Annotated in this window: 19 protein-coding genes and 1 pseudogene; 9 read left to right on the plus strand and 11 right to left on the minus strand. The window is 64.0% G+C overall.

The window, feature by feature from the left end:
* The first annotated feature begins 66 nt into the window (after positions 1-66).
* From peaA to WCL10_RS14185, 7 genes are read left to right on the plus strand one after another with little or no spacing between them, the layout of a single operon-like run.
* Positions 67-1,914, plus strand: a complete 1,848-nt coding sequence (gene peaA, locus WCL10_RS14155) for a quinohemoprotein amine dehydrogenase subunit alpha (RefSeq protein ID WP_336896311.1) — start codon at positions 67-69, stop codon at positions 1,912-1,914.
* Positions 1,911-3,368: a quinohemoprotein amine dehydrogenase maturation protein gene (gene peaB, locus WCL10_RS14160; RefSeq protein ID WP_336896312.1), complete on the plus strand. Its 1,458-nt coding sequence runs from the start codon at positions 1,911-1,913 to the stop codon at positions 3,366-3,368. Before peaA ends, peaB begins: the two co-directional genes overlap by 4 nt.
* On the plus strand, positions 3,365-3,694 hold the full coding sequence (gene qhpC / locus WCL10_RS14165) for a quinohemoprotein amine dehydrogenase subunit gamma (protein WP_336896313.1): 330 nt from the start codon (positions 3,365-3,367) through the stop codon (positions 3,692-3,694). The genes peaB and qhpC overlap by 4 nt, the downstream gene beginning before the upstream one ends.
* 55 nt (positions 3,695-3,749) lie before the next feature.
* Positions 3,750-4,856 (plus strand): hypothetical protein, encoded by a 1,107-nt coding sequence (locus WCL10_RS14170; RefSeq protein WP_336896314.1) that lies wholly within the window; start codon positions 3,750-3,752, stop codon positions 4,854-4,856.
* A gap of 10 nt (positions 4,857-4,866) precedes the next feature.
* Positions 4,867-5,874 (plus strand): hypothetical protein, encoded by a 1,008-nt coding sequence (locus tag WCL10_RS14175; RefSeq protein ID WP_336896315.1) that lies wholly within the window; start codon positions 4,867-4,869, stop codon positions 5,872-5,874.
* Complete coding sequence (locus WCL10_RS14180; protein WP_336896316.1) at positions 5,871-7,556, plus strand: ABC transporter ATP-binding protein; 1,686 nt, start codon at positions 5,871-5,873, stop codon at positions 7,554-7,556. Before WCL10_RS14175 ends, WCL10_RS14180 begins: the two co-directional genes overlap by 4 nt.
* Positions 7,549-8,181, plus strand: coding sequence for a S8 family serine peptidase (locus WCL10_RS14185; protein ID WP_336896317.1), 633 nt, complete (start codon positions 7,549-7,551; stop codon positions 8,179-8,181). Before WCL10_RS14180 ends, WCL10_RS14185 begins: the two co-directional genes overlap by 8 nt.
* Positions 8,182-8,367: 186 nt before the next feature.
* Here WCL10_RS14185 and WCL10_RS14190 read toward each other — a convergent pair whose 3' ends face one another.
* The 9 genes from WCL10_RS14190 to WCL10_RS14230 form a co-directional block, all read right to left on the minus strand.
* Positions 8,368-9,912 carry an AMP-binding protein gene (locus WCL10_RS14190; RefSeq protein WP_336896318.1) on the minus strand — a complete coding sequence of 515 codons (1,545 nt, stop codon included), beginning with the start codon at positions 9,910-9,912 and terminating at the stop codon, positions 8,368-8,370.
* Positions 9,913-10,265: 353 nt separating this feature from the next.
* Positions 10,266-10,469 (minus strand): hypothetical protein, encoded by a 204-nt coding sequence (locus WCL10_RS14195; protein WP_336896319.1) that lies wholly within the window; start codon positions 10,467-10,469, stop codon positions 10,266-10,268.
* A 222-nt stretch (positions 10,470-10,691) separates the two neighbouring features.
* Positions 10,692-12,635, minus strand: coding sequence for a calcium-binding protein (locus WCL10_RS14200; protein ID WP_336896320.1), 1,944 nt, complete (start codon positions 12,633-12,635; stop codon positions 10,692-10,694).
* Positions 12,636-12,826: 191 nt separating this feature from the next.
* Positions 12,827-14,536 (minus strand): calcium-binding protein, encoded by a 1,710-nt coding sequence (locus WCL10_RS14205; RefSeq protein ID WP_336896321.1) that lies wholly within the window; start codon positions 14,534-14,536, stop codon positions 12,827-12,829.
* A gap of 148 nt (positions 14,537-14,684) precedes the next feature.
* Positions 14,685-15,194 carry a hypothetical protein gene (locus tag WCL10_RS14210; RefSeq protein ID WP_336896322.1) on the minus strand — a complete coding sequence of 170 codons (510 nt, stop codon included), beginning with the start codon at positions 15,192-15,194 and terminating at the stop codon, positions 14,685-14,687.
* 4 nt (positions 15,195-15,198) lie between these two features.
* On the minus strand, positions 15,199-15,909 hold the full coding sequence (locus WCL10_RS14215) for a response regulator (RefSeq protein WP_336896323.1): 711 nt from the start codon (positions 15,907-15,909) through the stop codon (positions 15,199-15,201).
* Complete coding sequence (locus WCL10_RS14220) at positions 15,906-16,697, minus strand: ATP-binding protein (RefSeq protein WP_336896324.1); 792 nt, start codon at positions 16,695-16,697, stop codon at positions 15,906-15,908. Before WCL10_RS14220 ends, WCL10_RS14215 begins: the two co-directional genes overlap by 4 nt.
* Positions 16,649-17,035, minus strand: a complete 387-nt coding sequence (locus WCL10_RS14225) for a PAS domain S-box protein (RefSeq protein ID WP_336896325.1) — start codon at positions 17,033-17,035, stop codon at positions 16,649-16,651. The genes WCL10_RS14220 and WCL10_RS14225 overlap by 49 nt, the downstream gene beginning before the upstream one ends.
* 88 nt (positions 17,036-17,123) lie before the next feature.
* Entirely contained in the window at positions 17,124-20,018 is a 2,895-nt protein-coding gene (locus WCL10_RS14230) for a PAS domain-containing protein (RefSeq protein ID WP_336896326.1), read from the minus strand.
* Positions 20,019-20,248: 230 nt separating this feature from the next.
* Between WCL10_RS14230 and WCL10_RS14235 the strand changes: the two genes are divergently transcribed.
* Together WCL10_RS14235 and WCL10_RS14240 are read left to right on the plus strand one after the other, a co-directional pair.
* The gene (locus WCL10_RS14235; protein ID WP_336896327.1) at positions 20,249-20,881 is read left to right on the plus strand and encodes a TetR/AcrR family transcriptional regulator; all 633 of its coding nucleotides are present in this window, start codon (positions 20,249-20,251) and stop codon (positions 20,879-20,881) included.
* Between the two features lie 280 nt (positions 20,882-21,161).
* Positions 21,162-21,971, plus strand: a pseudogene (locus WCL10_RS14240) (biotin/lipoyl-binding protein); the annotation flags it as partial.
* Positions 21,972-22,026: 55 nt separating this feature from the next.
* Here WCL10_RS14240 and WCL10_RS14245 read toward each other — a convergent pair.
* Positions 22,027-22,749, minus strand: a complete 723-nt coding sequence (locus tag WCL10_RS14245) for an RES family NAD+ phosphorylase (RefSeq protein ID WP_336896328.1) — start codon at positions 22,747-22,749, stop codon at positions 22,027-22,029.
* Complete coding sequence (locus tag WCL10_RS14250) at positions 22,746-23,159, minus strand: MbcA/ParS/Xre antitoxin family protein (RefSeq protein ID WP_336896329.1); 414 nt, start codon at positions 23,157-23,159, stop codon at positions 22,746-22,748. Before WCL10_RS14250 ends, WCL10_RS14245 begins: the two co-directional genes overlap by 4 nt.
* Positions 23,160-23,205 lie beyond the last annotated feature (46 nt).

Raw genomic sequence — 23,205 nt, forward strand, 5'->3', positions numbered from 1 at the left:
GCTTGTACAGAATTCGGAAATGGCCGGTTGGCGCATCGGGGAAAATCTTCAGGGGGCTTAACGCAGATGGACGATCCAGTCGCGGCAGCAAGACCAAACTCGGCGCTCGGCCAAAGTGGTGCCGACCCGTCCGCGACTCATGCGCGCCCCGGCAAGATTGCCCGCCACCTGACCAAAGCGCTGCTGTTTGGCGCTGCCAGCCTGTTTTCGGCCTCGGCGGTGATCGGACAGGCCAGTCTGCTCCCTGCCGATGAAGGCATTGAAAAAGAAGACGGCATTCCGGTCACCGATACGCTGACCAAGGAAAAGTGCGGGGCCTGCCACACCGCCGACGCCAAGGGCAACCTCTCGCGCATCTCGTGGGTGCGCACGACGCCCGAAGGGTGGGATTCGGCGATCAAACGCATGGTCCGCCTGAACGGCGCGGTGCTGACGCCGGACGAGGCCCGCCATATCGTGCGGTATCTGGCCGATACGCATGGGCTCGCGCCTGAAGAAGCCAAACCGATCCAGTATCTCGTCGAGAAACGTCTGGTCGACGAAACCAATATTCCGAGCGAATCGGTGCGCACGAGCTGCGGGGCCTGCCACGCCTTTGCCCAGCCGCTCTCTTGGCGGCGGTCTTCGGCGGAATGGAAGAACCTGCAGGACTTCCATGTCGCCCTCTATTCGCAGGCCGATGCCCAGTATCGCCGCCCGGCGAATGACCGCCCCGGCGCGGTGTTCGGCACGACCGAGCCGATCGTCAACAAGCCCGGCACCATTCCGGTGACGTCGGGCCAGGTCGCGCTCGAGTATCTGCGCAAGACGGCACCGCTCAAGACGGCGGAATGGACCGCGTGGGAAGCGCGCAAGCAATCGCCGCGTCTGGCCGGCAAGTGGCTCGCCAGCGCGTGGCTGCCGGGCAAGGGCCTGTTCTACGGCACCTTCACCGTCGCCCCGGGCGCCGCGGAAGGCGAATTCAAGACCGAGACAGCGCTGCGCAATCTGGCCGATGGCGATGTGTTGAGCGCACCGGGCGGCGGGCTGGTCTATGGCGGCTATGCCTGGCGCGGCCGCGCAGTGCCAACCGGTACACCGGCGGCACCGGGCGCCTTCAATCAGCCGCTGCGCAGCACGATGCTGTTCAATCCTGACCGCAAGAGTGCATCCGGGCGCTGGTTCTGGGGCGACTATCAGGAATTCGGCTATGACGTGACGCTCACCCGCGCCGATGGCAGCCCGGTGATCGGCGCAGTCTGGCCCGCTTCGCTCAAGGCCGGGGCCAAGGCGCAGACGGTCCACATCTATGGCGATGCCTTCCCGGCGGGTCTCACGGCCAAGGATGTCGATCTGGGCGCCGGGGTAACGGTGACCAAGCTGGTGTCCGCAGCGCCCGGCGAAGTGGTTGTGACCGTCGATGCGGCGGCCGATGTGAAGCCCGCGGTGCACGACGTTGCGGTGGCATCGGCGGTGCTGGCGGGCGCGCTGCCGGTCTATCAGAAGATCACCTACCTCAAGGTCACACCGGAAACGAACGTGTCGCGGCTTGGCTCGGGCAAGCGCACGCCGGGCTATGCCCAATTCGAGGCCTGGGGCTTTGACGTCGGCGCCGATGGCAAGCCCCATACTGCCGACGACGTGAAGGTCGGCACAGTAGCAGCCGACTTCAGCGTCGAGGAATTTCAGGCGACCTACTACGACGACGACAAGGACTTTGTCGGCAAGCTGAGCCCGGCGGGCTTCTTCACCCCTGCGAGCGACGGGCCAAACCCCGAGCGCAGCGGCAATCGCAACAACTATGGCGATATCTGGGTGGTGGCGACCGCAAAGGAGGAGAAGGACGCGACCGGCCAGCCGCTCACCGCGCGCTCCTATCTGGTCGTGACCGTGCCGGCCTACAAGCGTTGGGACAACCCGGCGGTGTCGCAATGACCACGACCCTCACCCATCGCTATCGCAGCGGCGAGATTCACGAGTTCAAGGCGCAGGGCGCTGATTTCATCTATCTGGTAACCGCAGGCGCGATCTTTGCGGCGGACGCTTTGACGCGCAAGGTGCTCGACCTTCTGGCCGAGAATGGCGAACTGAACCACGTCGATCTGGTCCGCGCGCTGGTGGCCGATGGCGTTTCTGCCACCGATGCCGAAGAACTGGTGCGCGAGCTGCGGCTGGCGCGGGCCATCGAATCGACTCAGGTGGTCCATTCGCTGATGCCTGCGGCCCCACCGGCAGACTATCCGCTGCAGGCGCTGGTGCTCAACGTGACCAACCAGTGCAACCTTGCCTGCACTTATTGCTATGAATTCGGTGCGGACAAGATCGCGACCCCGGCGGGCAAGCCCAAGTATATGTCGCTGGAAACCGCCAAGTCCTCGGTCGATTTCCTGCTGAAGAGCGCGGACAAGCGCGAGGCGGTGCATATCACGTTCTTCGGCGGCGAGACGCTGATGAACTTCCGCCTGCTGCGGGATGTCGTGCTTTATGCGGATGAGGCGGCGGCGGCGGTGGGCAAGCGCATCACCTATAGCCTGACGACCAACGCCACGCTGCTGACGGACGAGATCGTCGCATTCCTTTCGGACCACGCGGTCGGCGTGACCGTTTCGATGGATGGGCCTCCCGAACTGCAGGACGCGCGCCGCGTCTACAAGAACGGCAAGGGCAGCTATGCGGTGATGGAGCCGCGCTTGCGCAAACTGATCGCCGGGCACAAGACCCGCGCCGTGACCGCGCGCGTCACCCTGAGCGCCGGGGTAACCGACGTGCGGCGGATCTTTGACCACCTCAAGCATGATATCGGCTTCCACGAAGTCGGCTTCGCCCCCGTCACCACGGCGGGCGAGGAGCGCGACTATGCGCTGGACGGCGATGCCATGACCGGCGTGCTCGCCGATTTCGAGGCGCTGGCCGACGAGTGGCTGGAATACGCGCTGCAGGGCAAGGTCCACGGCTTCACCAACGTGTCCGAAACGATATCCGAGCTGATCGCGGGCACCAACAAGTCGCATCCTTGCGGCGCGGGGCTGGGGCTGCTGGGCGTGAGCCCCTCGGGCGATCTTTCGCCGTGCCACCGTTTCACCGATGCCGATACGCATACGCTGGGCCATATCGACACCGGGCTCGACCAGACCAAGCGCGAGGACTTCCTCACGCGCGGCCACGTCGCTTCGAAGTATGAATGCGGCACCTGTTGGGCGCGCCCGATGTGCGCGGGTGGCTGCCATCACGAAGCTTTTGTGCGCTATGGCGACACCGGCCACGCCAACCTGCATTACTGCGACTGGATCCGCCAGTGGACCGACCGCTGCCTGCAGATCTACGGCGTACTCGCCCAACGCAATCCCGAGTTTCTCACCCGTTTCGCCGAACGAAAGGGCTTGTCATGAAGCACCTGAAACCCATCAACGCGAAGGCCTTCAAGATCGAGGCCGATCTGGCCTCGATGGAAGAGGATGTCGTCGCCCTGCAGCAGACGCCGCGGCCGCATGTGCCGCTAGGGTGCTCGCTCTCGTTCTCGCCCGGCTGGGAAGTCGACGCGACGGGCGGCACCGCAGGCCTGTGCCAGCCGGCCGAGCGCGACATCTACGACTGCTATGTCACGTGCTTCTGGCCGGTCCAGATGGCCGACCATGTCAACTATTCGCCGGACTGGGCGAGCAATTGCGCGGCGGCGACGAAGGATTGGCGCAACCTCGACATCGTCTTCCCGTGATCGCGCTACCTGCCTTGATCGCTGCCTGAACTGCTGATTGATAAGGGACTTTTGCATGATTACGCTTGTCCGCAAGGCCGTCCTCGGTGCCACAGCCCTCGCCCTGACCCTGGGCATGCCCGCATCGGCCGGCACCTTGATGCTGGGGACCTATCCGGACAAGCTGTTCACGGTGGATGAGGCCACGGGCAAGATCGGCGAGAAGATCCAGCTGCCGGGCGGCCTGCCCGTTTCGCTGCGGATCACGCCTGACCAGTCGAGGATCTTTGCGACCACGATCACAAACAGCAGCGTGATCGTGATGGATGCCAAGTCGCACGCCATCCTGACGCAGTTCGATCTCAACATACCGACCGAACGCTACCGCTTCGGCGGCGGCGCACCCGATCCGACCGGGCGCTATTTCTACACGACCATGATGCGCATGGACAAGCTGATCGACCGCTGGAAGGTCAGCAAGCAGATGTACGCGGTTATCGACATCAAGCTCAAGAAGGTCGTCCGCACCGCCGATCTCGAGCCCGAGGACGATGCGCTGAGCGGAGGCTGGCGCGCGCCGATGATGGTCTCACCCGATGGCAAGTCGCTCTATCTGTTCAAGGACAAGGTGCTGGTGGTTGATACGGCCACGCTGAAAGTGGCGGACCGCATCGATGTGCAGAAGCCCGAGTCGACCGGATATGAAAACGTCGCCTTTGGCGGCGGCGTCGAATCGTTCCAGATGACCAATGCCAGCGAACTCGTCTCGCTGTTCACCGCAGCTGATCCCTATGTGCACAACAAGGTGTTCGGCCTCGGCAAGTTCAATCTCAACACGCGACAGTTCAAGTTCACGCCGATGGGCCCGATCACGACCGGCATGTCCGGCCTTGAAATCACCCCAGACGGCAAGACCGGCTACACTGTCGTCACCAATGGCACGACGGGCAACAAGCGCTGCGAATTCTGGAAATTCGACATGGCCAGCCTGAAGCTGACGGACAAGGTCGAGTTCCACTGCCGCTCCCGCTTCCAGCTCGGCATGTCGGGCGACGGCTCCAAGCTCTATATCTACGGCGCCAGCTACGATATCGAGGTTTACGACGCGCAGACCATGAAGCTGGAAAAGACCTGGGATCTCGGTGCCGACGCAACCATGGCCGGAATGCTGGTCCTCAAGTGAGGCTTGCTGAATGACCGCCGCGCGGCGGTCGGCCGTGCATTTGGCGGGGCGCGGGGTCGGGATCGCGGCGGCAGAGGCCGTGCTGGCAGACAACAAGGTGGACTTTTCAGCCGACCCGGGCCCGGAGCGCGGCGCAGCGCCGGTTGTCATGCTGGGCGGGCAAGCGCTCCATTTACTGGATGGGCTGTTCGGTGTGGGCCGCCTTGGCGCAGCGCACCGCATTGCCCGGCGGGTGGTGCTGTGGAACGAAGCCGAGGCGGTGACCCTTCCCCACCAGGCCGTCGCTGTTTCGGGCAAGGACCTGCTCGCCGCGCTGCCTCTTGCCGATAGCTGTCCCGCGCCCGAAGCGCCGCGCATCGTGCTTCACGCGCGCCCGCCGGAGCCCGCCCTGATCCAGTTTGGGCGGCGCGAGGCGGCAGCATCGCCCGTTGTGCTGGCACCAGGAGCCGATGCAGGGGCCGTGCTGGTCGAGGCCGTCGCGAAAGGGTGGCTGTTTCTGATTCCGCTGGGCGCGCAGAGCGGCTGGCTTCTCGCGGTGGGTGATGAGCCGGACACTTTGCTGGCAGGCAGCCGCCTCGTTGCCCCGGCGATCGGCGCCCTCGGGGCGGTCGAGGCGCGGTTCGAGACGGCGCCGCGAGTGCTGGAGCACCTTGCGGGAGACGACTGGCTGGCCCTGGGCAGCGCGGCGCTGGCGTTTGACCCCCTGTGCGGTGACGGTACGGCGACGGCGGCGCGCGGCGGCATTCTTGCGGGGGCAGCCGCGACGGAGATTGTCCAGGGCGCGGCCCCCACCCCCTTGCTGCGCCACTACCGCGCCATGCTGATCGCAGCGCTGCGCCGCCATCTGGCCGCCTGTTTGCCCTTCTACCAGCGAGGCGGTTCGAGCGCGTGGTGGCGAGAGCAGGCCGAGGCAACGGTGGCGGGTCATGCGTGGTGCACCGGAGTACTGGCAGATGAGCCCGAGCCGGGCTTTGTGCTGGCGGGCAACCGGCTAGTTCCGCGGGCGGTGACTGCATGAGTCTGCCGGAAGCGGCACCAGTCGCGCAGTGGCGCACCTATCGGCGGCTGACGCCCTATCTCAGGCCCTATCGCGCCCGGCTCGCGCTGGTGCTTGCGCTCAGCCTCATGGCGACGGCGGTCAACCTGGCGCAGCCGTATCTTTCCAAGCTGATGATCGATTCTGCGCTGCTCGGGCGCAATCTGACGGCGCTGTGGTGGATCGCGGCGGCGACCATCGGCGTGACGCTGGGCGGCTATGCGCTCAATATTGTCTCCAGCTATCGCTACGTGAAAATCTCGGCGGCGATGCTGTTCGACATCCGCGTCGATCTGTTGCGCCATTTGCAAACGCTGAGCCCGCGCTTCTACGCCCGCTTCCGGCTGGGCGACCTGATGAGCCGGATCAACAGCGACGTCAGCGATGTGCAGCGCGCTGCTGCCGATACGCTGCTGGCGGCGCTGGGCAATGTGCTGTTCCTGGTCGGCAGCGTTGTGCTGATGGTCTGGCTCGATTGGCGCCTGTTCGTGGTGGGCACAGTGCTCGTGCCCTTCGCGGTGCTGACCTGCGTGCGTTTGCAGCGCCGGCTGGTGGCGATCACCCGCGACATGCGCGAACGCGGCGCAGACCTTGGCAGTCTGCTGGTCGATACGGTGATGGGCATGCGCGTCGTCACCGCGCTCAGGGCAGAGCGCCACGAGGCGGCCCGTTTTGCCGAGGCCAATGGCCGGTTCGTCGAAGCAATGCTGCGCATGCAGGTCGCCTCGTTCCTCACCGGCGCCCTGCCCGGCGCGCTGCTGGCGATCTCGACCGCCGCGGTCACGCTCTATGGCGGCTGGCTGGTGTTTTCCGGAGAGCTCACCATCGGCACGCTGGTCGCGTTCATGGCCTATCACGCGCGCCTGTTCGGCCCGGTGCAGGCCTTGCTGGGGCTGTCGTCGGGGCTCGCCTCCACCCGCGTCTCGCTGGGCCGGATCTTTGAACTGTTCGACACGGTGCCCGATGTGACCGAAAGCGCCGATCCGTTGGCGATGGGCCCCGTGCGCGGGGCGATCCGATTTGAAGGCGTGCATTTCCGCCACGACCGGGAAGCCGTGCTGGACGGCGTCGATCTCGCCATCCCGGCGGGCGCACAGTGTGCTGTGCTGGGCGAGAGCGGTGCGGGCAAATCCACCCTGGCCGATCTGCTGGTGCGTTTGCAGGACCCGCAGAGCGGCCGGATCACGATCGACGGAGTCGATATCCGCGATGTCGCGATCGCCGACCTGCGCCGCGAAGTCCTGTTGGTCGATCAGGCCCCGTTCCTGTTCAACGCCACCATTGCCACCAACATCGCCTTCGCGCTGGACAGCGCGACCACGCCGCAGGTGCAGGCAGCGGCAGAAGCGGCAGGGCTCGGGCCGCTGCTGGAGCGCCTGCCACAGGGATTGCGAACCCCGGTCGGCGAGCGCGGTCTCTCACTCTCCGCAGGCGAGCGCCAGCGCATCGCCATTGCCCGCGCGCTGCTGCGCCGTCCTTCGGTACTGGTGCTCGATGAGCCCACTGCCGCGCTGGATGCCGCAACCGAGCGGCGCGTTGCCGAAGGACTGCGCGAGGCTCTGCCCGACGCCACGCTGATCATCATCACCCACCGTCCGGCGCTGACCGAAGGCGCGGACATGGTGGTGACCCTGACCAACGGGAAGGCAAACCTGCGTGGCTGATCCTGTACGCATCGCGGTGATCGACAGCGGGGTGCACCCAGGCCATCCGCACATCATCGCGGATCGCCTGCTCCCGGGCGTGGCGATCCTGGCCGACGGCACGCTGGAACAGGGAGATGACGCCGCGCTCGACCGGGTGGGTCATGGCACTGCCGTGACCGCGGCCATACAGGAACTGGCCCCGCAAGCGCTGATCCTGCCGATCCGCGTGTTCCGCGAGGGCCTGCGCGCCTCGCCCCGCGCGCTGATTGCCGCGCTGGACTGGGCCAATGCCCAGAGCGCCGACCTCATCAACCTCAGCCTTGGCACGACCAACCCGGCGCATTCCGACCATTTTGCCGCAGCCGCAGCCCGCATCACCGCCCGCATTGTCGCACCGCGCATGGCCGCTGATGATACGCCGTGCTGGCCGGGCATGCTGCCCGGTGTCATTGCCGTGGGGCTCGACTGGGATGTCCCGCGCGGCTCGGCCCGGCACGGCGACGAAGGCGTCTACTATGCCTCGGGCTATCCCCGCCCGATCGAAGGCGTGCCCCAACAGCGCAATCTCCACGGCATCAGCTTTGCCACCGCACAAGTGACCGGGCTGGTGGCGGCGGGGCAGATCACGCCGGGCGCGGACTAGCGACCCGGTTTACGGACTTCACGCCAATGAGCCAAACCGCGCTGCAAAGGCGCTGCGGTGCCGCATCCATCGGCGTGCCCTCGGTCGCATCGAACAGGGGCGTGTAGTCGGCCTGACTGAAGCCGGAATTGCCCGCCCCATGTCTGGAGAAGATCGAGAGCCCCGTTCGACAGCTCTTTGCGGGGCCTATCCGCCTATCGTGCGGTCGGAGGGCCAGAAGGGCTTGCGCAGCTCCCGCTTGTTGACCTTGCCCATGGCATTGCGGCCCACGGTCTCGACCAGGTCGATGGTGCGCGGAAGCTTGTAGCGCGCGAGGTGCTCGCGGGCATAGTCCATGAGGTCCTCGGCGCTGGCCTTGGTCTCGGGACGCAGCACGACGAGCGCCTTCACTTCCTCGCCCATATCGGCATTGGGCACGCCGATCACGGCCACGTCCTCGACTGCCGGGTGATTGATCAGCGCCTGTTCGATCTCGGCCGGATAGATGTTTACCCCGCCCGAGACGATCATGTCCGATGAGCGGTCGGTGATGAAGACATAGCCGTCCTCGTCGACATAGCCGATCTCGCCCAGCGTGAAGACGCCCGGCTCGATATGCGCCGCCGCCGTCTTTTCCGGATCGTTGTGATAGACGATGCCGCGCCCGGTGGGGTCGCGGAAATAGAGCTGTCCGACTTCATTCGGGCCGAGCCGCGTGCCGTCTTCGGCCACCACGACCATTTCGAGCGGCGGCACCGCCTTGCCCACCGAGCCGGGCTTCAAGAGCCATTCCTCGGAGGTGATCATGTTCGTCGTGCCCGCCTCGGTCGCGCCATAGGCATCGACGAAGACAGGGCCCCACCACTCGATCATCGCACGTTTGACCTCGACCGGGCAGGCTGCGCCGGTGTGAGGCACGAAGCCGAGGCTCGAGACATCGTACTTCGCGCGCACCGTTTCCGGCAGCGCGAGCAGGCGCTGGAAGTGCGTGGGCACCATGACGATCGTCGCGACGCGGTAGGTCTCGATCAGGGCGAGGACCAGCTCGGCATCGAACTTGCGAAGCACCACGAGCGGCCTTCCGCCTGCAAGCTGGCGCACCGAGCCGAGCGGGCCGGTGTGGTAATTTGGGCCGATCAGCAGCACCGGCCCGGGCGGTGCGACCACGGCCAGCTCCGCCAGAACTTTGAACAGCCCCGCGACATCGGCCTCGCGCGGGAACATGCTTGGCGGGGTTTCGGTGCCCTTGGGGCGCCCGGTCGTGCCCGAGGTGTAGTGCATGTAAGGCAGCGGCGGCATCGTGACCGGGGGTTCGGCATCGCTGGCGGCGGCCAGCCAGTCGTCCCACGCGGTGATCCCGGCGATCCCCTCGCAGCGCCAGCCGATCACCGTGTCGATCCCGGCGAGCTTGCAGGCAGCGAGCGCGACTTCGGCGTTCTCCGGCCCGGTGAACACCGCCCGCGCGCCGCTGTCGGTCAGAATGTAGGCCAGTTCCTCGGCCGTCAGGTAGAAATTGGCCGGAACGCCCGAAATGCCCGCATGCAGCAGGGCAAGGTAAGCCAGCGCGCATTCGGTGGAATTGTGCGCGAAAATCGCCGCGCGCGGTGTGGCCCCGAGATCCATCGCAAGGAGGGCATTGGCCGCCCGGTTCATCACCGGATCAAGCTCGGCCCAGGTCAGGCTCAGCGCCCCGTCCGTCACCGCCAGATCATCCGGCGTGGCCTGTGCGCGTTCGTGTGCGGCAAGCGACATCGAAACTTCCACTCCCCGAATCAAATTCCAGCCCCCATGTGCCCGCAGCCGGAGCGCGGCGGAAGCAGGAAAGCGGCGGCTCACAAGAATGGTAGGGGAACGGCGCAAGATGCGGCCGCCGGTCGCGGATGGAAGTTGCGATGCCCGTGATGCGCCGCCGAGCCCGGTCAATCGCTTACCGGCTGCGAGCAAGGATCATTCTCGTGCACAATCACTGCATAAACGCGCTGGATCCGGCCTGCGCTTGGGATCCGGGGGCGAGGTTTTGCCAAGGGGCGTTGTCCTGATGGGGGCCCGTCCCGGATTGAGCACGCTCATCGCCTGCTCGACAACTTCGGCAAGGTGCGAGCGGCTCATGGCAGCCACCACATCTTCGACGCGGCAGGCTGGTAGTCCATGCCCGCTTCGCTGCGGGCGCGTTGCAGATAGCGCCGCATGGCACCCGCATCCATATTGTCGTTGGCCGGATCGGCCGGGCCAAGGATCGGCCGGGCGGTGACACTGCCGGCATGGATCCATTGGATGGCGGACTTCAGGGATTGTGCGAGCTGCTTCATGGTTCGTCTCCTGGGTTGCCCGCTGCCTTGGGCGGGGCTGTTCGATGAAGACGGTTTGCACCTTCCGTGTATCGCGATGATGCCGCACCGAGACTTTTTTTGTTTCGATTGTAACGGCTTGGCAGATGCTGCCCCGGAGCACAGGAAAAGGGCCGGACGCATCACTGCGCCGGCCCTTCCGCCAGGTCTGTGCTGACCATCGCGCCAGATCCGGCGCTGCGATCAGAGCACGAAGTCACTCGCTGAAAGCGTCGTCACATTCAGCACGTCGAAGCAGAAGTCGGCGGTGCCGTCGCCGTTGGTGTCACCATAGACACGGACGAATTCGGGACCGTAAACATTGGCATCGAAGTGCTGGCCCCAGAGCGCACCGGCATGGCCCGCGCCAGGATACGTCATGCCGCCCCAGGCGAATGCCTGATCGCCAAGCAGCTTGGTGCTGGCATCGATTGCCGAAACATTGATCACGTCGCCGCCGCGGCCGCTGGTGAAGTCGTTGATCTTGTCGATGCCAAGGCCGATCTGGCTGTCGGTCAGCGACTGGAACACAAACTTGTCCGCGCCAGCTCCGCCAGTAAGCCGGTCATCGCCGGCGCCGCCTGCCAGCCAGTCGTCGCCGGTGCCGCCATAGAGTGAGTCGCTCATCGCGCCGCCCTGGATGCTGTCGTTGCCGATGTCGCCATAGAGGATGTCGTAGCCATCCCCGCCGACCACCGTGTCGTCGCCGGCATCGCCGTGCACCGTGTCGTTGCCGTTGCCGCCATAGAGTTTGTCGTTGCCGCCGGCGCCGGAAATGGTGTCGTTGCCATCGCCCCCCGCCAGCATGTTGATCCCGCCATGCCCGGTCATAACGTTGTTCAGTTCGTTGCCGGTGGCATCGACCAGCATCATGTTGGGGGCGTCGATTACGACATTCTCGACATTGGCGGTCAGCGCGGTGACCGTGTAGTGCGTCATCAGGGTGTCGGTTCCGCCGCCAGCCAATTCGACAATGGTGCCCACCTGCGCAAAGTCCACAGAGCGATAGGTGTCATTACCCGCGCCGCCGACCAGCGTGTCGCTGCCGGTGCCGCCATCGAGAATGTCATCGCCGGTGCCGCCAGAGAGATAGTCGTTGCCATCGCCGCCATAGAGGTTGTCGTTGCCGGCATCGCCATAGAGCTTGTCGGCCTGCGCGGAAGGCTGGGAGTAGGTCCCGTCGCCCGGCGCCTGATCGCCGTACAGGGTGTCGTTGCCATCCCCGCCGTAGAGCGTATCGGCATTAAGGTCGCCGGTGAGCACGTCATCGCCGGAGCCACCGGAGAGGAAGTCGTCGCCGGCATTGCCCTGGAGCTTGTCGTTGCCGGCTTCTCCGTAGAGGGTATCGTTGCCGGCCTTCTCGGGCACGCCGGCGCGATCGCCGGTGAGAATGTCGTCGCCAGCCCCGCCATAGAGCTTGTCCGTGCCGTCATCGCCGAGAAGTTTGTCGTTGCCGTCCTCGCCGTAGAGCGTGTCGTTGCCCGAGCCGCCATTGGCGAGGTCGTTGCCGCCCCCCATACGCATGGTATCATTGCCGCCTACCGTATCGATCGCCTTGTTGTCGCGGGCATCGCCGGTCAGGGTCATGGCGTAGTTTGAGCCCGCGCTGTTGTAGAACTTCTCGTAGGCCTCGATGTTCTGGTAATCGCTGAACTTGAAGTTGGTGAAGTCGGAAATCAGCGTGTCGAAGCCCTCGTTGGCGTGTTCAACGATCTTCCCAGCACCCGACTTCATGTAGTAGCGGTCGTCACCTATGCCGCCATAGCCGGTGTTTCCTTCCGCGACGTTGAGTTCGTCGTTGCCAGCCTCGCCGAAGAGCTGGTCGGCTTCACCGTCAAGCCCGTAGATATGGTCATCGCCCTGGCCGCCATAGAGCTTCAGGGGATCGCTGGGATGAAGCGATTCGGACCTGTGCGAGATCGTGTCGTCGTTGTTCCCGCCGTAAACCGAGCCGGATGCCCAGCCCCACACCTCGATGATGTCGTCGCCATCGCCGCCATAAATGGTGACGCGGTCATCGACGAACGTCGTGACCACGTCGTTGCCGCCATTGGCGTAGATCGTGTAATCATCCCAGATATAGTCGTCGAGACTGCCGATCTTGATGGTGTTGCTGGCGTCGTCATACGTCTTGGTAATCTTTGCCATGTCACGTCCCCTTGATGCTTTCCGGCACCATGCCGATGCCCAGCTTGTGGGGTCGGCCTGTCACCGCACGATCACGCGGCGCGGGGCAAAACGTCTCAATTGTAATTTTGGCGTTTGCGCGGATCTCAGACGCAAAAATGCCCAGGCCGCTGATCGGCGACCCGGGCATTTTGTCTGGTCTGGCGCTCCGATCAGAGCACCAGGTCGCCTGCCGACAGCGACGTCATGTTGAGCACGTCGAAACAGAAATCGGCAGTACCGTCACCATTGGTGTCGCCGTAGACGCGCACGAACTCGGGGCCGTAGGTGTTGGCATCGAAGTGCTGGCCCCACATGTTGCCCGCCTTGGCCACTTCCGGCAGTTCCATGCCCGACCATGTGAACATCTGATTGCCCGCGACAAGCGCATTGGCATCGAGCGAACTGACGTCGATCTGGTCCGCCCCATGGGCAAAGTCCATGATCTTGTCGATACCGGAGCCAATCATACTGTCGGCCGTGGTGACGAACACGAACTTGTCGTTGCCTGCCCCGCCAGTGAGCCGGTCATCGCCGCCGTCACCGCGGAGGTAGTCGTTGCCATCGCCGCCGTCGAGGACGTCGGTGAGCGAGCCGCCATAAAGGTAGTCATCACCCTTTTCGCCGGCAATCGTGTCATAGCCGTCACCGCCGTGCATGGTGTCGGTGCCCTCGCCGCCGTAAAGCTTGTCGTTGCCGGCATCGCCCTTCATGAAGTCGTTGCCGGAATTGCCGGAGAGTTCGTCGTCGCCGGTGCCGCCATTCAAGAGGTCGTTGCCATCGCCGCCAAAGAGCCGATCATTGCCTGCATCGCCGTAGAGACCGTCGTTGCCGCCATTGCCATAGATCGTATCGGCACCGTCCAGGCCTGAAAGCGTGTTGTTCCCTTGGTGCCCGGTGATCACGTTCGCAAGGCCATTGCCCTTGGCATTCACAGCAGTGCTGTCGAGCGCGCCAACAACCTTGAGGTTCTCGACGTTGGCGGCCAGCGCCGTCACCGAAACCGCGGTTTCCAGCGTGTCGATGCCGCCGCCCAGCTCCTCGACGATGCCGCCCACCGCCACACCGTCGGCTGAGCGATAGAGGTCGTTGCCGCTGCCACCGACGAGCGTGTTGCTGCCAGTGCCGCCATCGAGAATGTCGTTTCCGTCACCGCCCGACAGATAGTCATTGCCATCCCCGCCTTTCAGCAAGTCATTCCCGCCCTCGCCATAAAGCTTGTCATTGCCATAGCTGCCATCGGCCGTGTCGTTGCCGCCGCCCATCCACAGGGTGTCGGCACCCGTGCCGGTAGCAGCCCAGTTGGCATTGGCATCGCCCTTGACAGTGACATTCTGGAAGCTTTGATTATCCACCACGAATTGGAAGCGTTCAATATTCTGGTAGTTCGCGAAGTTGAAGCTGGTAAAGTTTGCCCGAACAGTGTCGATGCCGCCGCCGGCATATTCAACGATCTTGGCACCTGCCACAATGTCGTAGGTATCGTTGCCGACCCCGCCATAAGCGGTGTTGCCCGAGCGCACATCAAGCCGATCGTTGCCGGCTTCGCCGTAGAGCATGTCGGCCTGCCCGCCGACTCCGATGATGAAATCGTCGCCTTCGCCGCCATACATCTTCAGCACACCGTCATCATAGGAATTGGGCATGTGCCTGATGGTGTCATTGCCTTCGTCGCCATAGACAGAACCGGTGCCCGACCCGCCGGCATAGATCGTATCATTGCCGGTCCCGGCGTGAACATAGACGACCCCGTCAACGTAGAACGTGATGCTGTCATCGCCGCCATTGGTGTAGATGTTGAAGTCGTTGCTGTCGTCGAATGAGATGGACCCGATGCTCACATTGTCGGATGCATCGCCGTAAACCAGTTTCTTGAGTGCCATTTCATATCCCCTTGAATGTGTTCAGCACCATGCCGATGAACCGCTTGTCGGGTAATCGGGTCACCGGATGATCACGCGTCGGGGGGAAATGAGTCTCAATTGTAACGGCAGGGCATTGGCACCAGTTGGAAAGCGAGGCGCACTCGCTTCAACGCGCCAGTTTCAGCCGGATGATGCGGCGGGCGTCGTTGTCCGCCGGATCGGTGAACCAGGTCACTTCGACGAGCTGGCCGTTACGCAGCGCCAGATGGGGTTCGGCCAGATTGGAAAAGGTCGCGGGCGAAAAACTCTCGCCGCGCATCCACGCAAAGCGCAGCGCGCCGATGTCGAAGCCCTCGCTGATCACAGTCTTGTAGGACACGCTGGATTTCGAGGTGTCGCGCACTCGCTCCGTGATGCTCCAGTGCTGCGTCACCGCGCCGCGCGTGATTTCCAGACCCTCTCCGGAGGCCACCATCGCGCGGATGCGGTAGATATCCCAATTGACGATGCCGTTGATGGCCACCAGCGCGATCATGCCGATGGCGAACAGCATCCACGACCACGCGCGCCCGCGCACGAAGCGATCGAACAGGCATATGCCCAGCGGGATCAGCCCGAGCAGGCTGAATGGTTCAATGCCATAAGGCGTCGCCGTACCGTCGAAGACCGCCTCCACCGGGTCACTCCCCGTCGGGCACCAGCATGTAGCCTTCGCCGCGCATGGTCTTGAGCACGGCCGGTTTGGACGGATCGAACTCGATCTTCTTGCGCAGCCGCGCGATCCGCATGTCGATCGAACGGTCGTAGGGGTCCCACTTCTTGTGGTGCGCAAGTTCTAGGAGCTGATCGCGGTTCAGCGGGCGGCGCGCGTGGGTGATGAAGGTGTAGAGCAGATCATACTCCATCGCAGTGAGATCGACCTTCTCGCCGTTCTCGTCGAACATGGCCTTCATCTCGGTATCCACCACGCATCGGCCAACTTTGACCCGCGCAGCCGGGCGCCCGGCAGCGACCGTGGCGGACATCGTCCGCCGCAATATGGCCTTGACCCGCGCGCGCAGTTCGGCGGGCTCGAACGGTTTGGCGAGATAATCGTCCGCGCCCATTTCCAGCCCAACTATGCGGTCGGTGGTCGATCCCATTGCAGTGAGCATAAGCACGGCAGAATGGCCTTCCCCGCGCAGCCAGCGGGTGAGCGACAGCCCATCCTCGCCCGGCATCATCAGATCGCACACCACCAGATCGGGGCGGAATTTGGGCACCAGTCGGCGCAGCGCAATGCCGTCCTGGGCTGCCTCCACATCGTACCCGTCCTTGCGCAGCAGATCGTAAAGCAGTTCGCGGACATCCTGATCATCATCGCAGACGACAATGCGCGCGCGCGTGTTCATCGAGCCTCTCCCTTGCCGACCGGTAATGTCACCACGATCGAACAGCCGTCTGCGACCGTATCGTCGATCGTGATTGCGCCACCGTGGCTTTCAAAGATGCCGCGCGCAATGGCGAGGCCGCTGCCCCCACCCTCGCCGAACGCGCGGGTGGTGAAAAACGGCTCGAACGCGCGGGCGCGCACTTCTGCCGGCATGCCGGGACCATTGTCCGTGATCGTGATGCGCACCTTGGCGCCGATGCGCTGCGAGCGGACTTGCAAAGTACGCACGCCGTCCTGCCGTTCCAGCGCCTGGCGCGCATTGATGATCAGGCCGACAAAGGCCTGCACCAGTTGATCATGATCGCCGGGGATCGCCGAAACTTCGGGATCGACGGTGGTGTTCACCAGGATATTGGCATTGCGCAGGTCGTATCCGGCGAACTCCAGTGCGCCGACGAGCAGATCGTTGAGATCGACCTGGCCATGGCGCGGGCGGCCATCGCGGGCCATTGCCAGAAAAGTCCGCACGATCCGGCTGCACCTGTCCGCCGCTTCACGAAGCTTGGTGATGGTACGTTCCTCGTCGGTGCCCACGAGCACATCCTGAAGGATCGCGGCGCGGCCGATGACGACCGACAACGGATTGTTGAGCTCGTGCGCCACACCGCCGAGCAGGGCGCCCAGCGCCGAGAGCTTCTCCTGCTGGTGGATCAGTTCACGCTGGCGGGCGACTTCGGCCTCCATCGCTCGCCGCTCGGTCAGATCGCGGATGAAAGCGGCATAGACCCGCTGTTGGCCCTGCTGCACCTCCTCGATCTGGATTTCGACCGGAAACGTGCGGCCTTCGGCATGAAACGCTTCCAGCTCGAGCCGCCGACCGATGACTTTGCGCTCGCCAGTCGGGCATGGTGCGCCATCCCGCGATTGTGCGCCGCGCGCAGATGGGGGGGCACGATCGTGCCCCCGATCGGCTTGCCGATCATCGATCCCGGCGCATGCCCGAAGATCGCATCGGCTGCCGGGTTCGCGCGCAGGATCGTTCCTTCGAGGTCTGCGATGACGACAGCATCGAGCGATGCGTCGATCACAGGCCCGACCAGTGCCTCGGTCGACAGGAGCGGTGCGGGGGACGGGTCAGCTTGCATAAGGTTGGGGCAGCTCATCTTGCATGGATCAAGAAGGCATTGTGGCAGGGCATTGTAACGGTGGTGCCACGCCGGACGGGCTTCATCGTCACGATTGTAACAGCCGGTCGGGCAACATGGCCGCGACCAGTTCGCGCAAGGCGGCCGGTGTGAACGGCTTCTCGAGCACCGGGCACCGGGTCTCATCCAGGAAATCAGCCGCAATACCGCTAAGGGTATCGCCGGTAACGAAGGCGATCCGGCTGGTCAGATCGGGCCGGTTCCGGGTCATCCAGGCATAGAGCGTGGGGCCATCGCAATCCGGCATCCGGATATCGGAGAGGACCAGATCAAACGCTGCGCCACCCGCCATCGCCGCTTGCCCGGCCATCCCGCCAACTGCCATCGTGGTGCTCATCCCCATGCGCGCCAGCATATCGGCGAGAGTCTCGGCCACATCCTCCTCGTCATCGATGATCAAGGCCCGGCCCTTGGCCTTGGCGGTCTGCACCGATGCGGGCGCCGTGGATTTGTCCGTGCTGGTCTCGATCGGCAGAGTGATCACGAACACCGTGCCTACAGCGGCAGGTGTGGCGGCATCCTCGACTGTGATCGTGCCGCCATGCGCCTGAATGATCCCGAGCGAATAGGACAGGCCGATGCCCGTGCCCTGCCCCGCCGCCTTGGTGGTGAAGAACGGATCGAACAGGCGGTCGCGGGTGGCCGCATCAATGCCTTTGCCGTTGTCGGCAATCGAAAGCCTGATCTCATTCTCGCGAACCGATGATGTGATGGCAATGACCCGGTCACCGTGCTTGTCCTCAAGTGCCTGACGCGCATTGGTAAGAAGATTGACGATGACCTGGTGGAGTTGGTCGGGATCAGCCTTGATCGGCGGCAAATCGCCCGCGAGATGGAGTTCCAGTGCAACATTGGCTGCGCGCATCTGATACTCGGTCAGTTCCGCCGCAGCCCGCACCTGATCGTTGATGTCCACGGACCGGTATTCAGGGGCCTTCTGGCGCGCCATGGCGAGGAAGCTCTGCACGATCCGCGCACACCGGTCCGCCGCGCGCTTGATCTTGGCGATGCGGTCGGCGTGCTCGGTATCCTCGAGATCCTCGCTGAGCAGAGCGGCCTGGCCGATCACGGCGGCGAGCGGGTTGTTGAGCTCATGGCTCACGCCGGCAAGCAGCGAGCCCAATGCGGCCAGTTTTTCCGACTGGTGCAGCGCATCACGCGAGGCCATCAGCGCCGCACGCGCCTGCCGTTCCTCGGTAATGTCGTGGGAGATGTTGCCGATGTAGGCAAGATTGCCCTCGGCATCGAGTATGGGAAACAGGGAAAAACTGAATTCGCGCAGTTCACCGCTCGGCAGTTCGAAGTACGTCGAGACTTGTTCGAACTCCCGCTTTTTGCAGACCCGCGCAAACATCGGAGTGATGACCTCTTTGGCCTGCGGAAACCGGGCATTGATTGCTTCTGCGCCCAACGCGATAAGGGATTCAGGCGTTTCGCCATAGAAGCCTGCCGCGCTATCGTTGACCATGACGTACCGCCCCTTTGGATCCATCAGGGCCATCGGATTGGGCGCGTGCTGAATAAAGGCTTCAACCAGGGCTTTCGATTCCTGCAACGCGGCCTGGGCCTTGGCCCGCTCGTCGATATCGAAATTCATGCCGCCGATATGGGTGATCTGCCCCTCGTCGTTGAACACGGGAAAACGGCTGACAAGTTCCCGCCGGTTGAACTGAAGATGGTCGCCCTCGAGAAGAATAGCCTCGCCGGTCGAGAGGATGTGCGCGTCCATCATCTGCAGATAGGGCTTCATCGCCTCGACATGCAGATCGTATTCATGCTGGCCGATCATGTCTTCTGACCGCTTGCCATATTGCTCAGCCAGATGCCGGCTTACAAACACGACCTCGTGATCGACCCGCTTCAGGTAAATTGATGTCGGCAGGTTGTCGAAGAATGCGATAAGCTGGGAGCGGGACTCCTCCAGCTTCGACTTGGTGCGCTTTTCCTCGGTGACATCGACAACGAACACACCAACCATTTCCATCTTCCCGTCAGGATCCTGAACCGGGAAAGAGGTGATCTGAACGTCGCGGACTTCGCCGGTCGCACTGTTAAATTTGGTTTCCAGAGTTTCTTGTACGCCTTGCGCCAGGGTGCGCATGAACAATTGGCTGCCCTGGTCGCCTGCATTCGGAAAGAACGGCGCAAAGAACCTCAGGTCCTTGCCAAGCATGGTATCGGGCGACTGATCAAAGGAAGCTGCCGCCGAGTGGTTCATCATGGCGACGCGGCCATTCGCGTTGAAAAAGATCATCCCGAACGGTGCGTTGTCCAGAAACGCCTGCATTTGCCTTTGCTGCTCGCGAAGCTGCCGCAGCCGCGCGAGAACCGATTGCCAGATCCTGGGCAGATCGGGCGGAACGCGGACCGCATCTCCGCTGGCCTGTGCGAAGGCCAGCAATTGCAGTGCCGGGCGGTTCACCAGCCAACCCATGTACAGAAAGATCGCGACTGTCGGCAGGCCGAGCGCGAGAACGAACAGGATGTAGGGCACGTTCATGCGGATCGCCTCGATCCAGATGCCCTGATGATCGACCGAAGCAATGACAAACCGATGCTGGCCGATCCGCTGCCCCCCGGTCTCGCCATTAGGGTTTGTGCGGGCCGCAGGTTTTCCATCCGGCGCTGTTGCCAGTCTGAGATCGACGTGCGGCGGCGCGAGTGCCCGCAGCACGCGGCCGGCCTGCGCGGTATCAGCGGCGCCCGTTGCATACATGCCCGTGATCGCCGCATCGGCGCTGCGGATCGAACGCTCTGCCTCTGCTTCCAACTGGTCGCGCGTAGTCCAGACGCCGCGCAGCACCATGACAGTCATGAAGCAGATCGCCATCGAATAGGCCGTGACCCGCAGTACCGTCAGCATGCGCTGCGTGCCGCGCGTGAACGCCGAAGGCGGAGCCGCCGACCTTGCAATATCAGGCACTGAGCCGCACCCCCTTGGACCTGAAACTGCGCTTCATGCGAACCACAAGCCTCCCAGCGCCCATCATGGCGATGCATTGTCACCAACACATATCGCGCCGCGCGGAGTTTTGTAACGGTTGTAACAGCGCTGCGGGTGCCCCTGCGGCGGAATGGCCCGGGGTCCGGCGAAAATACGCAGCCTAGGAAGGGTCCTTGACCGGTGAAGGATGAATTTATATATCTCTTTTCATGCAAATGACTTCTGCAGTTTCAGAGAAGCGGAGGGTCGGACGTCCGACGGTCGACCGGCGCGACGAGATTCTCGACGCGGCCGAGCGGCTTTACGTGGCAATCGGGTTCGAAAAAGTGACCGTGACCGACGTGGCGCGCGCGCTCGGCATGTCGCCTGCCAATCTCTATCGCAGCTTTACCAACCGCCAGGCGATCGACGAGGCCGTGACCAAGCGCTCGCTCGGCGCCGTGGAGGATGCCGCATGGCAGGTCGCGCGTACCGCAACGGCTGACCCAGCCCTCGCATTCGAGCGACTTTGCGTGAGTATCGCTTTGAAAATGGGCGACCTTCTCTTTCACAGCGGCCGCGCAAGCGATTTGTGCCTCGCCGCCACGCGTGGCAACTGGCCCCCGGTCCAGCAGTTCATGGGCACGCTCCACGGCGTCATTCGCCATGTCATCGCCGAAGGCCAGCGCCAGGGCGTGATGCGCGCAGATCTCCCGCTAGAAGAGACGTCCGGGGCAGTGGTGAGCGCCATGATCAAGGTCTGGCACCCGGTCATGGTCGAAGCCTCAGGTGTCGCTGATCTTGCGCAGGAAACCACCGTGCTGGTCAATCTTTTATTGGCGGCCCTGCTCAGAAAAAACTGATTATTTTATATTTTTTTCATCTTTTTTAAAGGCGCGCTGCGACCAAGCCGCAGTCGTCAGTGCCCTCCGGGGCTCGGAGGTTCGCATGGAAGTAGCCGCCAGGATTCCGACCTTTGCCGTATTCCTGGCCATCGGATTCCTTGCCGCCTGCTCGGGCAACTCCTCCACCCTACCGGCCGAGCCGCTTGTGGCAACCGCGCTGGCGCAAGGCGAAGGGGCCGGCATCGGCGAAGCCTATACCGGCACGGTCCACGCCCGCATTGAGAGCACGCTTGCTTTTCGCGTGCCCGGCAAGATCGTCGCCCGCCTTGTTGACGCGGGCGCGCATGTCCGCGCCGGTCAGCCGCTGTTCCGGCTCGATGCGCGCGATCTCGGCCTCGCCGCATCCGCTGCTGCCGACAAGGTCCGCGCCGCCGAGGCCGATGCCGCGCGCACCGCCGCCGACGAGGCCCGCTTGCGACCGCTCGTTGCCACCGGTGCGATCGCCCCTGCAACCTATGACGGCGCGCGAGCCGCGCGTGATGCTGCTGCCGCCACGCTCTTGGTCGCGCGCGCCGCCGCCGCCAACCGCCCCGAAACCACGCGTGATGGACTGCAGGCTCTGCAACCCGTCCTCGGCCCCGACATGACCGTCACTGCAGGCAACGCCTCCCAGCTCAGCGACGGCGCTTCGGCTTCCGTCATCATGGAGGCGTCGATCGCCAGCAGAAAGGGCCTGGCGCCGCTTGGACGTTATGTCGGAATGGCGACAGCCGGAACCGAACCCGACGAGATGGGAATCGGGCCGGTCTTTGCCGTGCCGAAGCTGCTCAAAGCGAATGGCCTCAAGATCGACGATATCGGTCTATGGGAACTCAACGAGGCCTTTGCCGTGCAAGTGCTCTACTGCGCTGATACTCTCGGCATTCCCATGGAGAGGCTCAACGTCAACGGCGGCGCAATTTCCATCGGCCACCCCTACGGCATGAGCGGCGCTCGCATGGTCGGCCACGCGCTGATTGAAGGCAAGCGCCGCGGGGCCAAGTACGTGGTCGTGACCATGTGCGTCGGCGGCGGGATGGGCTCCGCTGGTCTGTTCGAGGTGTATTGAACGGGCGAAGCGGTCATTCAGCGCGCTGCGGTGGTCATCGACGCCAAGGGCTCGGTCAGGGCAATTCCACCACACGGAAGACCGCTCCCGAGCCCGCCTCGCGCACCAGATCGACCCGCGCGCCGTCCCAGTGATAGTCGAGATGCCTACCCTGGATCGGATCCGCCGCGAGGTCGGGATAGAACAGCGCCGCGCATTCGCCGCCGCTGTGTCGGACGCTTGGGTAGGCCACTCCGTCGGCGCCAGCGGCCCTCAGTGTCCTCGCCAGAGCCTGAGAGGCCCCGTAGTCCTCGCGATCAAGCGCCGGGTGCCTGGCTGCGTCTCCACCGCGCAGATCATGGAGCTCTGCGCTGACCGAAAGGACGATTTCCCGGAACTGCGAGGTCCAGCCCGGTGCTTCGGCGGTCCGGGCCATGAAGCGGGCATGGTGGTGGATCGTCTCGAACAGCGCCGTTTCGAAGACTTTGCCGACATAGAGCACGCCGTAGCTGCCGTCGGTGAAGCGGCTTGGCCGATCCGGGCTGACATGCGTGAACGGCGCCATCAGCCACGAAGCGCCGGGCCCACCCACCCGGCGCTCGACCGGGACGAGGTCGAGATTGCCGACCGAAGTCATGACGCGCGGATTGGTTTTCTGCTCGGCGGAGATCAGGAGCGGCCAGTCGGCCGGGTCGGCGATATCTTCGAACAAGTCGATGGGCGGAAACGCGCTGCGGATGATCCTGACCGCCCCCGTCCACGCAACGGGGCTGACAGGCAGGCTATCGGTACCGGTCACCACCCACCGCGGGTCGCATCAAGATAGCGGCGCACGCGCATCAGGTCGGTGAGTTCACCGCCGAGCATCACATCGAGGGCGCTCGATCCGGCAAAGGCATCATTGCCTGCCTTGATCCAGCCGTAGCCGCGCCGGGCTTCCGCAAAGATGATCCGCAGCGCCTTGTGAATGCCCATCAGATTGGAGAGGCGCGCGCAGCCATCGCGCGAGATCCGGCCGGGTCCTTCCGCCTTCCAGCGCCGATAGGTCCGCACCGGCATATCTAGCAGGGTCGCGGCCTGATCGTCGGTCAGCTCCCATTTGCCGAACAGACCGAGCGCGGCCCGGAACATCGCGGCTGCCTCTTCCTGCGTGACAGGCTCGGGCCGAAATGCGGGAGCGACGGTATCGACGGGTTGCAATGCCAGCACGGATGGCCTCCTTATGGCAGTATATATACGATATGATGCCGTTTGG

This window comes from Novosphingobium sp., assembly GCF_037133355.1.
In the GTDB taxonomy this organism is placed as follows: domain Bacteria; phylum Pseudomonadota; class Alphaproteobacteria; order Sphingomonadales; family Sphingomonadaceae; genus Novosphingobium.